Here is an 18,661-nt window from a genome sequence, read left to right on the forward strand (position 1 = left end):
GTATCCGTCCGACTCATATTGATGAAATCAATATTGACAAGAGAACAGTCAAGCATGGACAGTCAAATCAAGTCCAGGGAGGAAACATGTCCGTCGACAGGGCCGCAGCCACTCTTCTCGACGCACCGCGGGGCCTCGCGGGAGTCGTGGTCACCGACACCCGCATAGGTGACGTACGAGGGCTTGAGGGCTTCTACCACTACCGGCAGTACTCGGCCGTCGAACTCGCGCAGACCCGCGGTTTCGAGGACGTCTGGCATCTGCTCGTCCACGGGGAACTGCCGGACGCCGGTCGTGGTGCCGCCTTCGCCGCCGAGACCGCCGCGCTGCGTCGGCTGCCCGACGAGGTCAGGGCGGTGCTGCCGGCCATCGCGGCGGCGGGCGCACGGTCCGGCCCGCTCGCGGGCATGCGCACCGCGTTGTCGCTGCTGGGTGCGGCGAAGGGCTTTCGCCCGGTGTACGACATCGACGCGGACCGGCGACGGCAGGACACCCTGGCGGCCTGTGCGGCCGTACCGACGCTGCTCACCGCCCTGCACCGGCTCGGGAAGGGGCTGGAGCCGGTGGAGCCGCGCGAGGACCTTTCGTACGCGGCCAACTACCTGTACATGCTGACCGGTTCGGAACCGGATCCGGAGCGGGCCCGGGCGGTCGAGCAGTATCTGATCTCAACCATTGATCACGGATTCAATGCATCAACCTTCACCGGCCGGGTCGTCGCATCGACAGGCGCGGACGCGGCGGCGTGTCTGGTGGCAGCGGTCGGGGCACTGTCGGGCCCCCTGCACGGAGGCGCGCCCAGCCGGGCGCTGGACACCCTGGACGCCATCGGCAGCCCGGACCGCATCGATCCGTGGATCCGGGAACGGGTGCTGGCCGGCGAGCGCATCATGGGCTTCGGCCATGCGATCTACCGCACCGAGGACCCGCGCTCCCGGATGCTCCGAGAGACGGCCGAGCGCTTCGGCGGTCCGCGCGTCGCCTTCGCCGTCGAGGTCGAGCGCCGGGTGGAGGCGATCCTCGCGGAGCTCAAGCCCGGCCGGGAACTGCACACCAACGTCGAGTTCTACGCCGGCGTCGTCATGGAACTGTGCGGTCTGCCGCGGGAGATGTTCACGCCGACGTTCGCCGCGGCCCGCGTGGTGGGCTGGAGCGCGAACATCCTGGAGCAGGCCGAGGACTCGAAGATCATCAGGCCGATGGCGCGCTATGTGGGGCCGGGCGCACCGATGGCGGTGCCGGCGCCGAACTGAAGCGGAACCTGCCGCTCGCGGGGCCCTGTCGGAAGCGGAGACGCCGGTGGCCTTGCCGCCGGTCAAGGCCACCGGCAAAATTTCACTCAGTCGCCTGCTGCGTCACACGCACCGGAGTCGATATCTTGTCGCTGGCCCCTCTCCGGGCGCTCCGGCGAAAACCCTTGCGTACGGAGAGAGCATTCCGACGGAACCAGTTCGGACGGTCGGCTCGGAGGACACCGCTCCCTACCCTCCGAGTTGAAGGTGGTATCTCTCCGTGAAGATCGTGCGACGTGTCGGGGCTTCTCCTCGGGAGCGCGGCAGCAGCACCGGGCAGACCTGCCCCGACATCTTCGAGCTCAGCAACGGCGACTTCGCCGTCATCGGGCGCGAAGCCACCGCGGAACTCGACCCCGAACTTCCGTCCGACGCCGCACGAGCCGACTACGAGCGCATCGTGGTCATCACGCGCGACACCCTGGTGCGCGCCAAACGGGACATCCCCGACGTCTGAACGCCGCGAGGCCGAGCCGACCGCGCAACCGGCCGATCGCGCAACCAGGGGTGCGGGGTCACGCCGGTTCCTCGGGCGGCCGGCCCACGACCCACCACTCGTCCGTGTCGGCATCGGCGAGTTCCTGAATCAGATCGTCCATCATCCTGCCCAGCAGGAACTCCTCCGACGTGGCGGGCAGGCTCTTCCTGTGGTGGCGGGTCGCCTGCCAGTACTCACGGAAGACCGTGTTCTGGCACATGACCCGCAGGTGCCCGTAGAGCTCTCCTCGTGACAGGGCCCCGATCCGGTAGAAGTAAAGGCTGTTGACGTAGAGGGCGTTGGCGAAAAGGAACTGGCGCTGCTTCTCGAGGGGGATCTCGGACTCGTACGTGTCGAGGACCGCGGCCAGGGCGGGATCGTCCATGGCCTTGCAGAGCAGGTCGAAGTGGAGCCGGTGCTGTTCGGTGAGAGCCGCGCGCCTGTTGTGGCGCGCGCTCGCCGCGGCGAGCGAACCGGCGGCGGCAGCTAGCTTCGTTTGTGCAGCCGAAACGATCCTGCGAATCCCTGAACTCTGTGTGGTCATGTCAACAATCCCCGATCAGGCGGCCGTCCGCCGGTCGTCGGGTGTGTGGGTCGGATGACGGGGACCGGCGAGCGGTGGGCGGCGCTTGCCGTCTCCCAGAGTGCCGAGCGGTTCTGATCGGCGGGGAGGCGGAGAGGAGGCGCACGGAGGGAAGCGAGGGTCGCACGACCGGGCGCCATGCCCATCGTCTGCCCCGCAAGTGCTGCTAACAATCGTTCACTTCGTCACGGTTTCTACGGCTCGTATCCTTGGTCGGCAGTCCATCTTCGTGCGTGCACCGGGGCGTGAGCCGGTGCACGCGTCGGCGTGAGAGAGGTCGTACGGTGAGTCAGCCCAGCCCGAGCCCGACCCCGAGTGCAGATGGAAACGGGAGCGCGGGTTCGGGCCCCGGTTCGAGTCCCATGGCGCGGCAGATCCCGGTCGTCGTCCTCGCCGGATTCCTCGGCTCCGGCAAGACCACGCTCCTCAACCACCTCCTCCACCACAGCGGAGGCAGTCGCATCGGCGCGATCGTCAACGACTTCGGCGCCATCGAGATCGACGCCATGGCCGTCGCCGGGGCGCTCGGGGACTCCACCGTCTCCCTCGGCAACGGCTGCCTGTGCTGCGCGGTGGACGCCGGCGAACTGGACGTCTACCTCGACCGGCTGGCACGACCCGCCGCGGGCATCGACGTCGTCGTCATCGAGGCCAGTGGGCTCGCCGAACCCCAGGAGCTCGTGCGCATGGTCCTGGCCAGTGAGAACCCGAGGGTCGTCTACGGCGGGCTGGTCGAGGTCGTCGACGCCGCCGAGTTCGACGACACCCGTGCGAAGCACCCCGAGATCGACCGTCACCTCGCCCTTGCCGACCTCGTCGTCCTCAACAAGGTCGACCGGACTGCCGACAGCGACAGGGTGCTCGGGCTGGTACGGTCCCTCGTCGACCGCGCGGCCGTCGTCCCCGCCACCCACGGCCGCGTCGACCCCGAGTTCCTCTTCGACTGCAGGCCGAGCGAGGAGCGCATCGGGCAGCTGTCCTTCGACGACCTGTATGACGACCTGTACGAAGACCAAGCGCGCCGACACGATGACGACGGCTGCGCCGGCGAAGGCGGCGATGACGACTGCTGTGCTAGCGACGCTCACGCCGGGCGCGCGGACCACTCGCGCGCCCACGAAGGCCACTCGCGCGCCGGGCGCGCGCACGAAGGCCACTCGCACGCCGGGCATCTGCACGCCGGGTACGACAGCCTGTCCTTCGTATCCGACGTGCCGGTCGATCCGCGTCGGCTGATGCGGTTCCTCGACAGCCGCCCCGAGGGCCTCTACCGGATCAAGGGGTACGTCGACTTCGGCCCCCACGACCGGCGCAACCGCTATGCCGTGCACGCCGTCGGCCGGTTCCTGCGCTTCTATCCCGAACCCTGGGCCGCCGCCGGCACCCGCCTCACCCAGCTCGTGCTGATCGGCTCCGGCATCGACATTCCCTCGCTCGACAGGGAACTTCAGGGGTGCAAGAGCGACGCCCCACACGCCGACGAACACGGCATGTGGGGCGTCCTCCGCTACGTACGGGACCCGGAACTCCAGGATCCGGAACCGGACCCGGAGCACCCCGCGGCCTAGGGACCCGGCCTGATCCGCCGGACCGGCCGTGGAGTGGCCCTGGACCGGCCGTGGAGTGGCCCTGGAGCAGCCTCAGACCGGCCCGGCCACCGCCGCCACCGTCTTCTGCAGCGACACGCCCGAGCCGTCGCGGCGCGGGTCGATGTCCGGAAGCTCGGCCGGGTTGCCGTTCTTCTGCGCCGCCCGCGCCGGGATCGGGCCCGTCCAGGCGAAGGACAGGCAGTCCTCGCCCTTCAGGAACCGCTGGCAGCGGACGCCACCGGTGGCGCGGCCCTTGCGCGGGTACTGGTCGAACGGGGTCACCTTCGCCGTCGTCTGCACGGAGTCGTCGAGCGTGCCGCGAGAACCCGCCACCGTGAAGACCACCGCGTCCGCCGCCGGGTCGACGGCTGTGAAGGAGATGACCTTGGCGCCCTCGGACAGCTTGATGCCCACCATGCCGCCGGCGGGGCGGCCCTGCGGACGGACCTGGGAGGCCTGGTAGCGCAGGAGTTGGGCGTCGTCCGTGATGAAGACCAGGTCTTCCTCACCGGTGCGCAGTTCGGCGGCGCCGACGATCCGGTCGCCCTCCTTGAGGGAGATCACCTCCAACTCGTCCTTGTTCGCGGGATAGTCGGGCACCACGCGCTTGACGACCCCCTGCTCCGTGCCCAGCGCCAGGCCCGGCGAGGACTCGTCCAGAGTGGTCAGGCAGACCACCGTCTCGTCGTCCTGCAGGGAGACGAACTCCGCCAGCGGCGCGCCGCCCGAGAGGTTCGGCGCCGAGGTCGTCTCCGGCAGCTGGGGCAGGTCGATGACGTTCAGCCGCAGCAGGCGGCCGGCGGAGGTCACCGCGCCCACCTCGCCGCGGGCGGTGGCCGGGACCGCCGAGACGATCACGTCGTGCTTCTGCCGCTTGCCGTCCGCGGCCTGAGGGAACGGGTCGCCGTTCGCCGTGCGGGCCAGCAGGCCGGTCGAGGACATCAGGACACGGCACGGATCGTCCGCCACCTGCAGCGGCACGGCGGCGGCCGGGGTGTCGGTGGCCTCCAGCAGCAGCGTGCGCCGCGGGGTCGCGAACTGCTTGGCGACCGCGGCCAGTTCGCCGGAGACCAGCTTGCGCAGCTCCGCGTCCGACTCCAGGATCCGGGTCAGCTCCTCGATCTCCGCGGTGAGCTTCTCCTTCTCCGCCTCCAGTTCGATCCGGTCGTACTTGGTGAGGCGGCGAAGCGGCGTGTCGAGGATGTACTGGGTCTGGACGTCACTCAGCGAGAACCGCCGCATCAGGCGCTCCTTGGCCTGGGCGGAGTTCTCGCTGGCGCGGATCAGCCGGATCACCTCGTCGATGTCCAGCAGCGCCGTGAGCAGGCCCTCGACCAGGTGCAGCCGGTCCCGCTTCTTGCCGCGGCGGAACTCGCTGCGGCGCCGGACGACGTCGAAGCGGTGGTCGAGGTAGACCTCCAGGAGCTCCTTCAGGCCCAGCGTCAGGGGCTGGCCGTCCACCAGGGCGACGTTGTTGATGCCGAAGGACTCCTCCATCGGCGTCAGCTTGTACAGCTGCTCCAGGACGGCCTCCGGCACGAAGCCGTTCTTGATCTCGATGACCAGGCGCAGGCCGTGTGCGCGGTCGGTGAGGTCCTTGACGTCGGCGATGCCCTGGATCTTCTTCGCGCCGACCAGGTCCTTGATCTTGGCGATCACCTTCTCCGGGCCGACGGTGAAGGGCAGCTCGGTGACGACCAGGCCCGAGCGGCGCGCGGTGACCGTCTCCACGGACACCGTGGCGCGGATCTTGAAGGTGCCGCGGCCCGTCTCGTAGGCGTCCCGGATCCCGGGCAGGCCCACGATCCGCCCGCCGGTCGGCAGATCGGGGCCGGGGACGTGCTTCATCAGGGCTTCCAGGTCCGCGTTCGGGTAGCGGATCAGGTGGCGGGCGGCCGCGATGACCTCGCCGAGGTTGTGCGGCGGCATGTTCGTGGCCATGCCGACGGCGATGCCCGACGAGCCGTTCACCAGCAGGTTCGGGAAGGCGGCCGGCAGGGCCACCGGCTCCTGCTCCTGGCCGTCGTAGTTGGGCGCGAAGTCGACCGTGTCCTCGTCGATGGACTCCGTCATCAGCCCGGTGGCCTCGGCCATCCGGCACTCGGTGTACCGCATGGCGGCGGGCGGGTCGTCGTTGCCCAGCGAGCCGAAGTTTCCGTGGCCGTCCACCAGGGGCACGCGCATCGAGAAGGGCTGCGCCAGGCGCACCAGGGCGTCGTAGATCGACGCGTCGCCGTGCGGGTGGAGCTTGCCCATGACCTCGCCGACGACGCGGGCACACTTCACATAGCCGCGGTCGGGGCGCAGGCCCATCTCGTTCATCTGGTAGACGATGCGGCGGTGCACCGGCTTGAGGCCGTCGCGGGCGTCCGGGAGGGCGCGGGAGTAGATGACCGAGTACGCGTATTCGAGGAAGGAGCCCTGCATCTCGTCGACGACGTCGATGTCGAGGATCTTCTCCTCGTACGGGTCGTCGGGCGGCGGGGTCTTCGTGCTGCGGCGGGCCATCGCTGCCGGCTCCTTGCTGAGGCGTGAACGATCTGACGCGGACCATTGTGGACCGCGGGACCGACAGCGCGGGAACAGGACCCGGTCATGACCGCCCGCCCCGGCGCTCCCCGGGTGCCGTCCGGCCCGGGGCCCCGGGCCGAAACCCGCCTTGTCGCTCCCGGGGAACCGCCCTGCCGCTCCCGGGCAGCCGGCCCGCCCCGGCGCTTCCGCGCGGCCTCACCGCGCTTGCTCCGGGTGACGGCGTTCTCGCTCTCGGCGTACGGCCTCACGGAACTTCGCCAGGCGTCCGCGCGCTTGCATACAGTGGCAGGACGGCAGGAAGACGGCGGTTCCACGACCGCCACCGCGATCGAAGGGACGACATGCCCATGGGTCACACGGCCACAGCCGAGGCAGGCTCCGGCGGCCTGACAGCGACCGAGCACCGCCTGGCCAACGGCCTGCGCGTGGTGCTCTCCGAGGACCACCTGACCCCGGTCGCGGCGGTGTGCCTCTGGTACGACGTCGGCTCCCGCCACGAGGTCAAGGGACGTACCGGCCTGGCTCACCTTTTCGAGCACTTGATGTTCCAGGGCTCCGCCCAGGTCAAGGGCAACGGTCACTTCGAGCTGGTGCAGGGCGCGGGCGGTTCGCTGAACGGCACGACCAGCTTCGAGCGCACGAACTACTTCGAGACCATGCCCGCCCATCAGCTGGAGCTCGCCCTCTGGCTGGAGGCGGACCGCATGGGTTCCCTGCTGGCGGCCCTGGACGACGAGTCCATGGAGAACCAGCGGGACGTCGTCAAGAACGAGCGCCGCCAGCGCTACGACAACGTGCCGTACGGCACGGCGTTCGAGAAGCTGACCGCCCTCGCCTACCCGGAGGGGCATCCGTACCACCACACGCCCATCGGGTCCATGGCCGACCTGGACGCGGCCACCCTGGAGGACGCCCGGCAGTTCTTCCGCACGTACTACGCGCCGAACAACGCCGTGCTCTCCGTCGTCGGCGACATCGATCCCGGGCAGACCCTCGCCTGGATCGAGAAGTACTTCGGCTCGATCCGGTCCCACGACGGCAAGCCCGCGCCCCGCGACGGCTCGCTGCCCGACATCATCGGCGAGCAGCTGCGTGAGGTCGTCGAGGAGGAGGTTCCGGCCCGCGCCCTGATGGCCGCCTACCGGCTCCCGCAGGACGGCACGCGCGCGTGCGACGCGGCCGACCTGGCGCTGACCATTCTGGGCGGCGGCGAGTCCTCCCGCCTGTACAACCGGCTCGTCCGGCGCGACCGTACGGCCGTCGCCGCCGGCTTCGGCCTGCTGCGGCTGGCCGGGGCGCCCTCACTGGGCTGGCTGGACGTGAAGACCTCCGGCGACATCGAGGTCCCGGTCATCGAGGAGGCCATCGACGAGGAGCTCGGCCGGTTCGCCGAGCAGGGCCCGACGGCCGAGGAGATGGAGCGTGCCCAGGCCCAGTTGGAGCGCGAGTGGCTGGACCGGCTCGGTACGGTCGCGGGCCGCGCCGACGAACTGTGCCGCTACGCCGTCCTGTTCGGCGATCCGCAGCTCGCGCTGACCGCCGTGCACCGCGTTCTGGAGGTGACGCCCGAGGAGGTCCAGGAGGTCGCCAAGGCCCGCCTGCGCCCCGACAACCGCGCGGTGCTCGTCTACGAGCCGACCGCCTCCGGCGCACAGGACGGCGCACAGGACGGCACACAGGACGACGCCCGGGACGACGCCAAGAACGCGGACGCCACGGCCACCGACGACACCGAGGAGGCGAAGTGACCGAGCTCGCCACGATGGAGTTCCACCCCCAGCCCAAGGCCGGCGAGGCCAAGCCGTGGGCGTTCCCGGCGCCCGAGCGCGGGACGCTGGACAACGGCCTGACGGTGCTGCGCTGCCATCGCCCCGGCCAGCAGGTCGTCGCCGTCGAGGTGCTGCTGGACGCGCCCCTGGACGCCGAGCCGCAGGGCCTGGACGGCGTCGCCACGATCATGGCGCGGGCCTTCTCCGAGGGCACCGACAAGCACTCGGCGGAGGAGTATGCCGCCGAGCTGGAGCGGGCGGGCGCCACGCTTGACGCGCACGCCGACCACCCGGGCGTCCGGCTGAGCCTGGAGGTTCCGGCCTCGCGCCTGGCCAAGGGGCTCGGCCTGCTCGCCGACGCCCTCAGGGCGCCCGCGTTCGCCGACAGCGAGGTGGAGCGACTGGTGCGCAACCGCCTCGACGAGATCCCGCACGAGCTGGCCAACCCCTCCCGCCGTGCCGCCAAGGAGCTGTCCAAGGAACTCTTCCCGGCCGCCACGCGCATGTCGCGCCCGCGCCAGGGCACCGAGGAGACGGTCCGGAGCATCGACGCGGCGGCCGTCCGCGCCTTCTACGACCGGCACGTGCGGCCGGCCACGTCCACCGTCGTGGTGGTCGGCGACCTCACCGGCATCGACCTCGACGAGCTGCTCGGCGAGACCCTGGGCGCCTGGACCGGCTCGCCGGCCAAGCCGCACCCGGTGCCACCGGTGACCGCCGACGACACCGGCCGCGTGGTGATCGTGGACCGTCCCGGCGCCGTCCAGACACAGCTGCTCATCGGCCGTGTCGGTGCCGACCGGCACGACCGCGTGTGGTCCGCACAGGTGCTCGGCACCTATTGCCTCGGCGGCACCCTCACCTCCCGCCTGGACCGTGTCCTGCGCGAGGAGAAGGGCTACACCTACGGCGTGCGGGCGTTCGGCCAGGTACTGCGCTCCGCCCCCGACGGCTCGGGCGCGGCGATGCTCGCGATCAGCGGCTCGGTCGACACCCCCAACACCGGCCCGGCCCTGGCGGACCTGTTCACGGTGCTGCGCAGGCTCGCCGCCGAGGGGCTCACCGACGCCGAGCGGGACGTCGCCGTGCAGAACCTCGTCGGCGTCGCCCCGCTGAAGTACGAGACGGCGGCGGCCGTGGCCGGCACGCTGGCCGACCAGGTCGAGCAGTACCTGCCGGACGACTACCAGGCCACGCTGTACCGGCAGCTCGCCTCCACCGGCACGGTCGAGGCCACCGCGGCGGTCGTCAACGCCTTCCCGGTGGACCGCCTGGTGACGGTCCTCGTCGGCGACGCGGCGCAGATCAAGGAGCCCGTCGAGGCCCTCGGCATCGGCCAAGTCACCGTCGTACCGGCCGAGTAGAGGCACATCGCGCGGCGGTCCGGCCGGCCGTCGTGCGCGTACGGCCGGACCTGCCGGCGAGCGGCACACGCGCGTGGGGCCCTGGTGAGCGAAGCGCCACCAGGGCCCCACGATGTGTCCGAAGGATGTCCGAACGATGTCCGAATTGAGGGAGAGGCTGCCTGTCTGCCCTGTGGCATGCGCTACAAAACTCCTGATCCGTTTGGGAATTGGAAGACGCCCCCTTTAGCGTCAACCCGGCTGTCCGTCAGGCAGTGCGTCGCAGCCGCGACACCGGACAGCCATCGCCGAATCCCCGTACGGCGCGAGCCAGGGGAGCCGGGGACCCACCGTCCCTGGGGTGAATCGGACGCCCGCGCACGAGCGAGGGGGTCCGTAGGAGACCTTCCTGCTCCGAACCCGTCAGCTAACCCGGTAGGCGAGAGGGAAGGAAAGGACCAGCGTCTACATGGCGTTCACCCGCGCCTCGGGGAAGCATCGTCGTCCCAGCCGGATGCACCGCACCACTGCCCGCGCGGCGGGCGTCGCGGCCCTCACCACCACCGGCGTCATCGGCACCCTCGCCGCCGTTCCGGCGCTCGCCGCCGAGACCCCGGCCCCGGAGGACACCGGCCTCACCCCGGTCATCACGATCGGTGACTCGGTCGCCGCGAAGATCGACGCCCAGGCCGCCGCCCAGAAGCAGGCGGCCGAGCAGAAGCTGGCCCAGGAGGCCGCCCGCAAGGAGGCCGCCGAGCAGGCGAAGAAGGAGCGGGAGGCCAAGGCGCGCGCCGCCCGTGAGGCCGAGCGGAGGCGCCTCAACGCCTTCGTCGCGCCGATCTTCGACTCGTACGTCTCCACCGGCTACAAGACCGGCGGCTCGCTGTGGTCCTCCGGCGCCCACACCGGCATCGACTTCCACGCCGCTAGCGGCACCACCGTCCACGCGGTGGGCATGGGCACCGTCGTCCAGGCCGGTTGGGGCGGGGCGTACGGCAACCAGATCGTGATCAGGATGGCCGACGGCATGTACACCCAGTACGGCCATCTGTCGTCCATCGGTGTCTCGGTGGGCCAGACCGTCGTGCCCGGCCAGCAGATCGGCCTGTCCGGCGCGACCGGCAACGCCACCGGACCGCACCTGCACTTCGAGGCCCGTACGGGTCCCGACTACGGCTCCGACGTCGACCCCGTGGCCTATCTCCGCAAGCACGGTGTGAACGCCTGACGCCACAGCAGACGTCCCGAAGCCCCGGCCGCTCGTGCCGGGGCTTTGGCGTTTCGGACGCCCCGCTGTCCAAAAAAACTCCATGGATTCCGGCCCGCCATCGGAAATTCCCGCGCGCTGCAATAGAGTCACGGAACAGGCGTCCATCGTCGACGTTTCACGGGGATTAAGGCGGAGGTCGGGCATGCGTATTCCGGCGCACTCGGTGTGCACGGCGATCCGGGACGACATCGTCGCGGGTGTCTACGAGCGCGGCGGCCGGCTCACCGAGGAAGTCCTCGCCCGTCGCTACGGCGTCTCACGCGTCCCCGTGCGTGAGGCCCTGCGCACCCTGGAGGCCGAGGGCTTCGTGGTGACCCGGCGGCACGCGGGCGCGTGCGTCGCGGAGCCGACCGAGCAGGATGCCGCCGACCTGCTCGAGATGCGCCTGCTGCTGGAGCCGCTCGGCGCCTCGCGCGCCGCCCAGCGTCGCACGGACGCCCATCTGAAGGTGCTGCGCGGCCTGGTCCGGCTGGGCCAGGAACGGGCCAGGCGGGGCAGCAGCGAGGACCTGCGCTCCCTGGGGGGCTGGTTCCACGAGACGCTCGCCCAGGCCTCCGGCAGTCCCGCGCTGACGTCGATGCTGACCCAGCTGCGGCACAAGATCGCGTGGATGTACACGGTGGAGGCGCCCGCCAGCCCCGTGGAGTCCTGGGCCGAGCACGGGGCGATCGTGGACGCCGTCGCACGCGGCGACAGCGAGCGCGCGCGGGCCGTCACCGCCCTGCACACCGAGCGCGCGACGGTGGTCCACCGGCTGCGGTTTCCGGGCGGCGCGACGCGGGCCGACCGTGTGAGGACTTCGCAACATCCCGTAAACATGTCGGGCCTACGGCATTAACACCCGCGCCGTATACAAAGAAGGCGTATTCGGTGGGGGTGGATTTCCGCTGCCCTTTTTCCGTCCGTCATGAATTCCCGTTGGTTTGCCGCGTCGCGCATCTCGGTCGAGGAGGCGGGTATGTGGCCGGGGAAATCCACCGCCGGGCGGGAAAGGGCGAAGCCGCGCCGCCCGGAATGGGCGACACGGCTTCGCCGCGCGATCGGCTCGATCAGACCGTCTCGGGCAGCTCCTCAAGACCCTCGGAGACCAGCTTGGCCAGCCGGTCCAGGGCGGCGTCCGCGCCCTCGGCGTCGGAGGCCAGGACGATCTCCTCGCCGCCCTGGGCGCCAAGGCCGAGAACGGCCAGCATGGAGGCCGCGTTGACGGGGGTGCCGTCGGCCTTGGCGATCGTCACGGGAATGCCGGTGGCCGTGGCGGCCCGGACGAAGATGGAGGCGGGGCGGGCGTGGAGGCCCTCGGCCCAGCCGACGTTGACGCGGCGCTCAGCCATGTGATGCTGCCCTTCAGGTGTTCAGGGTTGTCTAGACCAGTTTCCCATATCGCGAAGCGTGCCCGGAGCGGTGCCCTGCCCGGCTCCGGGCGGCGTCGGACCGCGGCCTCGGCCCGACGTGTGTCCTCCACAGACTGCCTCGCGCCGTTGTCGTACGCGAGCCTTACTCTGGGCCCCATGCAGACCTCGTCGGACCGGCACGAGTACCCCGCCCACTGGGAAGCCGACGTGGTGCTGCGCGACGGTGGCACCGCGCGGATCCGCCCCATCACCGCCCACGACGCCGACCGCCTGGTCAGCTTCTACGAGCAGGTCTCGGACGAGTCGAAGTACTACCGTTTCTTCGCGCCCTACCCGCGCCTGTCCGCGAAGGACGTCCACCGCTTCACGCACCACGACTTCGTGGACCGGGTGGGGCTTGCCGCCACGGTCGGGGGCGAGTTCATCGCCACCGTACGCTACGACCGCATCGGCACCGACGGGATGCCCGCCTCGGCGCCGGCCGACGAGGCCGAGGTCGCCTTCCTGGTGCAGGACGCACACCAGGGCCGTGGGGTCGCCTCCGCCCTCCTGGAGCACATCGCGGCCGTGGCGCGCGAGCGCGGCATCCGCCGCTTCACCGCCGAGGTGCTGCCCGCAAACACCAAGATGATCAAGGTGTTCACGGACGCCGGATACACCCAGAAGCGCAGCTTCGAGGACGGCGTGGTGCACCTGGAGTTCGGCATCGAGCCGACCGACCGCTCGCTGGCCGTGCAGCGCGCGCGGGAGCAGCGCGCCGAGGCGCGGTCGGTGCGGCGGCTGCTGGTGCCCGGCTCGGTCGCCGTCGTCGGCGTCGGCCGTGCGCCAGGGAGCGTGGGCCGAAGCCTCCTCGACCACATCCGCGACGCCGGCTACACCGGCCGTCTGCACGCCGTGAACAGCGCTTTCCACGAGGACCAGAAGGAGATCGACGGGGTGCCCGCCCACCGCTCGGTGCGGGACATCGACGGGCCGGTCGACCTGGCCGTCGTCGCCGTGCCCGCCGAGCACGTCCCCCAGGTCGTCACCGAGTGCGGCGAGCACGGCGTGCAGGGGCTCGTCGTGATCTCCGCCGGATACGCGGAGAGCGGCCCCGAGGGGCGCGAGCGCCAGCGCGCACTGGTGCGGCACGCGCGCGCCTACGGCATGCGGATCATCGGACCCAACTCCTTCGGGATCATCAACACCTCCCCGGACGTCCGGCTGAACGCCTCGCTCGCACCCGAGATGCCCCGCCCCGGCCGCACCGGGCTGTTCGCGCAGTCGGGGGCCATCGGCATCGCGCTCCTGTCCCGGCTGCACCGGCGCGGGGGAGGGGTCACCGGCGTCACGGGCGTGTCGACCTTCGTGTCGTCCGGCAACCGCGCGGACGTCTCCGGCAACGACGTCCTCCAGTACTGGTACGACGACCCGGACACCGACGTGGGCCTGATGTACCTGGAGTCCATCGGCAACCCGCGCAAGTTCACCCGCCTCGCCCGGCGGACCGCCGCCGTCAAGCCACTGGTGGTGGTGCTGGGGGCCGGCTCCACCCCGCAGGGGCACGCCGTACGAGCCACCCGGCTGCCGCACGCCACGGTGTCCGCGCTGTTCCGGCAGGCCGGCGTGATCCGCGTGAACACCATCACCGACCTGGTGGACACGGGACTGCTGCTCGCCCGGCAGCCGCTGCCCGGCGGGCCCCGGGTGGCGATCCTCGGGAACTCCGAGTCCCTCGGAGTGCTGTCGTACGACGCGTGTCTCGCCGAGGGGCTGCGGCCGCAACCGCCGCTGGACCTGACGACCGGGGCGTCGGCCGAGGACTTCCGGGCCGCCCTGGCCCGGGCGCTGGCCGACGACACGTGTGACGCGGTGGTCGTGACCGCGATACCTGCGGTGGGGGAGGGCGCGGCCGAGGACGCGGCCCTGGCCGAGGCCCTGCGGTCCGCCGCGGCGGCGGACCCCGGGAAACCGGTGCTCGTGGTGCACGTCGAGCTGGGCGGACTGGCCGAGGCGCTGTCGGCCGCGGCCGGCACGGCACCCCAGGCCGAGGCGAACCCGCAGCGCCTGCCCCGTGCGGCAGCGGACCCGGGCGCCCTGCCCGGCCCCGCACAGCCGTGCGCCACCGCCGGCCCCGGCACCGGCTCCCGTCTCATCCCGGCCTACCCGGCTGCCGAACGCGCCGTCCGGGCCCTGGCCGAGGCCGTGAAGTACGCCCGGTGGCGGCGGGAGGCCGCCGACCCGGGCAAGGTGCCCGAGTACGACGACATCGACGAGAAGGGCGCCGCCGGGCTGATCGGCGGACTGCTCGAGCGGGGCCAGGGGCTCACGCTCGGGACCGAGGAGACCCGCGAACTGCTCGGCCGGTACGGCATCGCCGTCCGCCGGGCCATCCCCGCGCCCGCTGCGGACGCGGCCGCCGAAGCCGCCCACACCCTCGGCTACCCCGTCGCCCTCAAGGCCACCGCCCCGCACCTTAGGCATCGCGCGGACCTGGGCGGCGTACGTCTGGACCTCGCGGACGAGGAGCAACTGCGGCGGGCGTACACCGAGTTGACCGAGCTGTTCGGCAGCCCCGACGAGCTGCGGCCGGTGGTTCAGGCCATGGCACCGCGCGGTGTCGACACCGTCGTACGGGCGGTCATCGACCCGGCGGCCGGCGCGGTGCTCTCCTTCGGCCTCGCCGGGGCCCCCTCGCAGCTGCTCGGGGACATGGCGCACCGACTCGTCCCGGTCACCGACCGGGAGGCGACCTCGATGATCCGGTCCATCCGGGCCTCGCCCCTCCTCTTCGGCTGGCGCGGCTCGGCGCCGGTCGACACGCCTGCGCTGGAGGAGTTGCTCCTGCGCGTGTCCCGGCTGGTCGACGACCATCCGGAGGTCGTGGCGGTCACCCTGGAGCCGGTCGTCGTCGCCCCGCGCGGGCTGAGCGTCCTCGGTGCCAGTGTGCGCCTCGCGCCGCCGCCCGCCCGCGACGACCTCGGCCCGCGGACCCTTCCGGCCTACTGAGCGAGGTTTCTCCGGCACGGAGCGGTGCCTCGCAGTCGGTGCACCCCCGTAGGATGGACGGCATGGCCAAGACCAGTACGACGACCCAGGGGCTGCGTTCGGCGATCGAGCGCAGTGGCTACTACCCGGCTCTCGTGGCCGAGGCGGTCGAGGCCGCCGTGGGCGGCGAGCCCGTCCGGTCGTACCTGGTCCACCAGGAGACGACGTTCGACCAGAACGAGGTGCGCAGGCACGTGACCGTGCTCGTGCTCACCGGCAACCGCTTCATCGTCAGCCACACCGACGAGCAGGCGGCCGACAGCACCTCCCCGACGCCGTACGCCACGACGTCCACGGAGTCGGTGAAGCTCGGCCGGATCTCCTCGGTCGTGGTCAGCCGTGTCGTCGCGAACCCCGAGCAGTACACGCCGGGCACGCTGCCCCGCGAGGTGGTGCTGACCATCGGCTGGGGCGCCGTCTCCCGCATCGACCTCGAGCCCGCCGCCTGCGGCGATCCCAACTGCGAGGCCGACCACGGCTACACGGGCAACTCCACGGCGGACGACCTCAGCCTGCGCGTGAGCGAGGCGGGGGACGGCCCGGAGACGGTGCGCCAGGCCCTCGCCTTCGCCCAGGCGATCTCCGAGGCGACCGCGGACCTGAACCGCTGATGGCGCAGCCCACCGCCTGGGACCACCCGGAGCCCCTTGCCGTCGAGTCCGCGCCCGTCCCGGCGTACGGGTCCGGCTCGCTGGCCGACCTGCTGCCCACACTGGCCGCCGGCATGGGCGTGCCGGGCACGGCCGCCGCGATCACCGAGCTGACCCCCACCGACCGCGCCTGCGTCTTCCTGATCGACGGCCTCGGCTGGCAGCAGCTCGCGGCGCACCCGCAGGACGCTCCCTTCCTGACCTCGCTGCTCGCCGGCTCGCGCGGCGGCACCGGCCGCCCGATCACCGCCGGCTACCCGGCGACCACCGCGACCTCCCTCGCCTCCGTCGGCACCGGACTGCCGCCGGGCGCCCACGGCCTGCCCGGCTACACCGTGCGCAATCCGGCCACCGGCGAGCTGATGAACCAGCTGCGCTGGCAGCCGTACACAGATCCGGGGCCCTGGCAGCCGTACCCCACCATCTTCCAGCTGGCCCACGAGGCCGGCGTGCACGCCGCCCAGGTCTCGTCCCCGACCTTCGAGAACACCCCGCTGACCCGGGTCGCCCTCAGCGGCGGAACGTTCCTCGGGCGGCTGACCGGCGAGGACCGCATGGATCTCGCCGCCGAGCAGCTCGCCGCCGGCGACCGCGCCCTGGTGTACACGTACTACGCCGAGCTCGACGGCGCCGGTCACCGCTACGGCGTCGACTCGGACACCTGGCGCGGCCAGCTCATGTGCGTCGACCGGCTCGCCCAGCGACTGGCCGAGCAGCTGCCGCCGCGCAGCACGCTCTACATCACCGCCGACCACGGCATGGTCGACATCCCGTTCGACGAGCAGCACCGCATCGACTTCGACGAGGACTGGGAGCTGCGCGCCGGGGTCGCGCTGCTCGGCGGCGAGGGCCGCGCCCGGCACGTCTACGCGGTACCGGGCGCCGAGACGGACGTACTCACCTGCTGGCGCGAGGTGCTGGGCGAGCAGTTCTGGGTGGCCTCGCGGGACGAGGCCGTCGCGGCCGGCTGGTTCGGGCCGCGGATCGACGACCGCGTGTACGCGCGTATCGGCGACGTGGTCGCGGCTGCCCGTGACGACGTTCTGCTCATCGCCTCGGAGCGGGAGCCGAAGGAGTCGGCGATGGTCGGCAACCACGGTTCCATGACCCCTGCCGAGCAGCTCGTTCCCCTGCTCGAAGTACGCTCCTGACGCCACAACCCGCCGCCCGCCCGCCCGCCCGCCCGCCGGACCTCCTCCGAACTCACCGAAAGGTGTGCAACACCCCATGCCCGAGCTGGTGTTCTTCTCCGGAACGATGGACTGCGGGAAGTCGACACTGGCTCTCCAGATCGAGCACAACCGCTCGGCGCGCGGACTCGTGGGCATGATCCTCACCCGCGACGACCGCGCGGGCGAGGGCAAGCTCTCCTCGCGGCTGGGCCTGGTCACGGACGCGGTGGAGGTGAAGGACGGCATGGACCTGTACGGCCACCTCGTCGAACACCTGTCGCAGGGCCGCCGGGCCGACTACGTGATCGCGGACGAGGCGCAGTTCCTCGCGCCGGAGCAGATCGACCAACTCGCGCGCGTGGTCGACGACCTGGACGTCGACGTGTACGCCTTCGGTATCACGACCGATTTCCGCTCCAAGCTGTTCCCCGGCTCCCAGCGCCTGGTCGAGCTCGCCGACCGCGTCGAGGTCCTCCAGGTCGAGGCACTGTGCTGGTGCGGAGCCCGGGCCACGCACAACGCCCGTACGGTGGCCGGCGTCATGGTCGTCGAGGGCGCCCAGGTGGTCGTCGGCGACGTCAACCAGTCGGCGGACGAGGTCGGCTACGAGGTGCTGTGCCGCCGCCATCACCGCCGCCGTATGACGGCCGCATCGGCCCGCGCGGCCGCGCTGTCACCGGACGTCCTTCCCGTCTCACCCTCCTGAGCGACCTCCAGAAGCCACCGGAGTCACCGCGGGCTCTCGATCAGCGAGAAGCGGGCCCCTTCCGGATCCGCCACGGCGGCCACACGGCCGTGGGCGGTGTCCCGGGCCGGCTCCAGGACCTGGCCGCCGAGGCCGACCAGGCGTTCGAGTGCATCATCCGTGTCCGCGACCTCGAAGTACGTCGTCCAGTGCGGGCCCCGGTCGCGTGGCAGGGCGTGCCCCACTCCGTGCACACCCGCCACCGGACGGCCGTCGACGTACAGGGTCATGTAGTCGAAGCCGGCGGACACCACCGGCTCCTCCGTGAAACCGAACACCGTCTCGTAGAACTTGGCGACGCTCGCGGTCTCGAAGGTCGTCAGCTCGTTCCAGGCGGGGGTGCCCGGTACGCCGGTGATGCCCGTGCCCCGGTGTGCCGCGGCCTGCCAGATGCCGAAGACGGCGCCCGAGAGGTCGGAGCCGAGCGCGAGGCGCCCGGCGTCGGCGGCGTCCAGCGGGCCCACCCCGATCGTGCCGCCGCACAGCCGCACCGTCTCCGCCGTCAGATCCACGTCGTCCGAGGCGAAGTAGGGCGTCCAGGCGACGGGCAGATGGCGGTCCGGCGGCAGCTGGCCGATGCCCGCCACCTCGTGGCCGTCGAGCAGGGCCCGCGCATAGGGGCCGAGCTGACGGGGGCCCGGCTCGAACTCCCAGTCGAACAGCTCTCCGTAGAAGGCCTGGGTCGAGGCCATTCCGTGGACCATCAGGCTCACCCAGCATGGTGTGCCGGGTGTGTACCGAGCGTGTGCTTCGCCGTTCGGGCGAGCCGACTCCGGTGCCTCGGTCATCGTCACTCTCTTCTCGGCCTCATGCGGTGGCCGTCTCGCTTCCGCTCTGCAGGACCCCCGAGCCGATGCTC

General features: G+C 71.5%; 15 protein-coding genes and 1 riboswitch. Of the genes, 11 read left to right on the forward strand and 4 right to left on the reverse strand.

Features of this window, described 5'->3' with window-relative positions:
* Window positions 1-86 precede the first annotated feature (86 nt).
* Window positions 87-1,253: a citrate synthase gene (locus AB0A61_RS23135; RefSeq protein WP_361295199.1), complete on the forward strand. Its 1,167-nt coding sequence runs from the start codon at window positions 87-89 to the stop codon at window positions 1,251-1,253.
* Window positions 1,254-1,512: 259 nt separating this feature from the next.
* Entirely contained in the window at window positions 1,513-1,749 is a 237-nt protein-coding gene (locus AB0A61_RS23140; protein ID WP_361295202.1) for a hypothetical protein, read from the forward strand.
* Between the two features lie 58 nt (window positions 1,750-1,807).
* On the opposite strand, the gene AB0A61_RS23145 is transcribed toward AB0A61_RS23140, so the two are convergent.
* Window positions 1,808-2,314, reverse strand: coding sequence for a DUF6082 family protein (locus tag AB0A61_RS23145; protein ID WP_361295205.1), 507 nt, complete (start codon window positions 2,312-2,314; stop codon window positions 1,808-1,810).
* Window positions 2,315-2,715: 401 nt separating this feature from the next.
* On the opposite strand from AB0A61_RS23145, the gene AB0A61_RS23150 reads away from it, so the two are divergent.
* On the forward strand, window positions 2,716-3,921 hold the full coding sequence (locus tag AB0A61_RS23150; protein WP_361295208.1) for a CobW family GTP-binding protein: 1,206 nt from the start codon (window positions 2,716-2,718) through the stop codon (window positions 3,919-3,921).
* A gap of 72 nt (window positions 3,922-3,993) precedes the next feature.
* Here AB0A61_RS23150 and AB0A61_RS23155 read toward each other — a convergent pair whose 3' ends face one another.
* Window positions 3,994-6,450: a DNA topoisomerase IV subunit A gene (locus AB0A61_RS23155; RefSeq protein ID WP_361295211.1), complete on the reverse strand. Its 2,457-nt coding sequence runs from the start codon at window positions 6,448-6,450 to the stop codon at window positions 3,994-3,996.
* A gap of 365 nt (window positions 6,451-6,815) precedes the next feature.
* Here AB0A61_RS23155 and AB0A61_RS23160 point away from each other — a divergent pair, with 365 nt between their 5' ends.
* From AB0A61_RS23160 to AB0A61_RS23175, 4 genes are all read left to right on the forward strand, one after another.
* A complete protein-coding gene (locus AB0A61_RS23160; RefSeq protein WP_361295214.1) occupies window positions 6,816-8,222 on the forward strand; it encodes a pitrilysin family protein in 1,407 nt (468 codons plus the stop codon).
* Window positions 8,219-9,607, forward strand: coding sequence for a pitrilysin family protein (locus tag AB0A61_RS23165; RefSeq protein WP_361295217.1), 1,389 nt, complete (start codon window positions 8,219-8,221; stop codon window positions 9,605-9,607). The genes AB0A61_RS23160 and AB0A61_RS23165 overlap by 4 nt, the downstream gene beginning before the upstream one ends.
* A gap of 275 nt (window positions 9,608-9,882) precedes the next feature.
* A riboswitch (cyclic di-AMP (ydaO/yuaA leader) is annotated at window positions 9,883-10,043 on the forward strand.
* Window positions 10,044-10,055: 12 nt separating this feature from the next.
* The gene (locus tag AB0A61_RS23170; RefSeq protein WP_361295220.1) at window positions 10,056-10,814 is read left to right on the forward strand and encodes a M23 family metallopeptidase; all 759 of its coding nucleotides are present in this window, start codon (window positions 10,056-10,058) and stop codon (window positions 10,812-10,814) included.
* Between the two features lie 184 nt (window positions 10,815-10,998).
* Window positions 10,999-11,694, forward strand: coding sequence for a GntR family transcriptional regulator (locus tag AB0A61_RS23175; protein WP_361295223.1), 696 nt, complete (start codon window positions 10,999-11,001; stop codon window positions 11,692-11,694).
* Window positions 11,695-11,905: 211 nt separating this feature from the next.
* On the opposite strand, the gene AB0A61_RS23180 is transcribed toward AB0A61_RS23175, so the two are convergent.
* Window positions 11,906-12,187, reverse strand: a complete 282-nt coding sequence (locus AB0A61_RS23180; protein WP_361295226.1) for an HPr family phosphocarrier protein — start codon at window positions 12,185-12,187, stop codon at window positions 11,906-11,908.
* Between the two features lie 177 nt (window positions 12,188-12,364).
* Between AB0A61_RS23180 and AB0A61_RS23185 the strand changes: the two genes are divergently transcribed.
* The 4 genes from AB0A61_RS23185 to AB0A61_RS23200 all read left to right on the forward strand — a co-directional run bounded on the left by AB0A61_RS23185 (window position 12,365) and on the right by AB0A61_RS23200 (window position 17,763).
* A complete protein-coding gene (locus AB0A61_RS23185; RefSeq protein ID WP_361295229.1) occupies window positions 12,365-15,196 on the forward strand; it encodes a GNAT family N-acetyltransferase in 2,832 nt (943 codons plus the stop codon).
* A 53-nt stretch (window positions 15,197-15,249) separates the two neighbouring features.
* Window positions 15,250-15,846 (forward strand): DUF5998 family protein, encoded by a 597-nt coding sequence (locus AB0A61_RS23190; protein ID WP_361295232.1) that lies wholly within the window; start codon window positions 15,250-15,252, stop codon window positions 15,844-15,846.
* Window positions 15,846-17,036: a nucleotide pyrophosphatase/phosphodiesterase family protein gene (locus AB0A61_RS23195; protein WP_361295234.1), complete on the forward strand. Its 1,191-nt coding sequence runs from the start codon at window positions 15,846-15,848 to the stop codon at window positions 17,034-17,036. The genes AB0A61_RS23190 and AB0A61_RS23195 overlap by 1 nt, the downstream gene beginning before the upstream one ends.
* Window positions 17,037-17,112: 76 nt before the next feature.
* Window positions 17,113-17,763, forward strand: coding sequence for a thymidine kinase (locus AB0A61_RS23200; RefSeq protein WP_361295237.1), 651 nt, complete (start codon window positions 17,113-17,115; stop codon window positions 17,761-17,763).
* Window positions 17,764-17,786: 23 nt separating this feature from the next.
* Here AB0A61_RS23200 and AB0A61_RS23205 read toward each other — a convergent pair whose 3' ends face one another.
* Window positions 17,787-18,590 carry a VOC family protein gene (locus AB0A61_RS23205; protein WP_361295240.1) on the reverse strand — a complete coding sequence of 268 codons (804 nt, stop codon included), beginning with the start codon at window positions 18,588-18,590 and terminating at the stop codon, window positions 17,787-17,789.
* Window positions 18,591-18,661: the final 71 nt, after the last annotated feature.

The organism is Streptomyces sp. NPDC046197 (assembly GCF_040646295.1).
Lineage (GTDB): Bacteria > Actinomycetota > Actinomycetes > Streptomycetales > Streptomycetaceae > Streptomyces.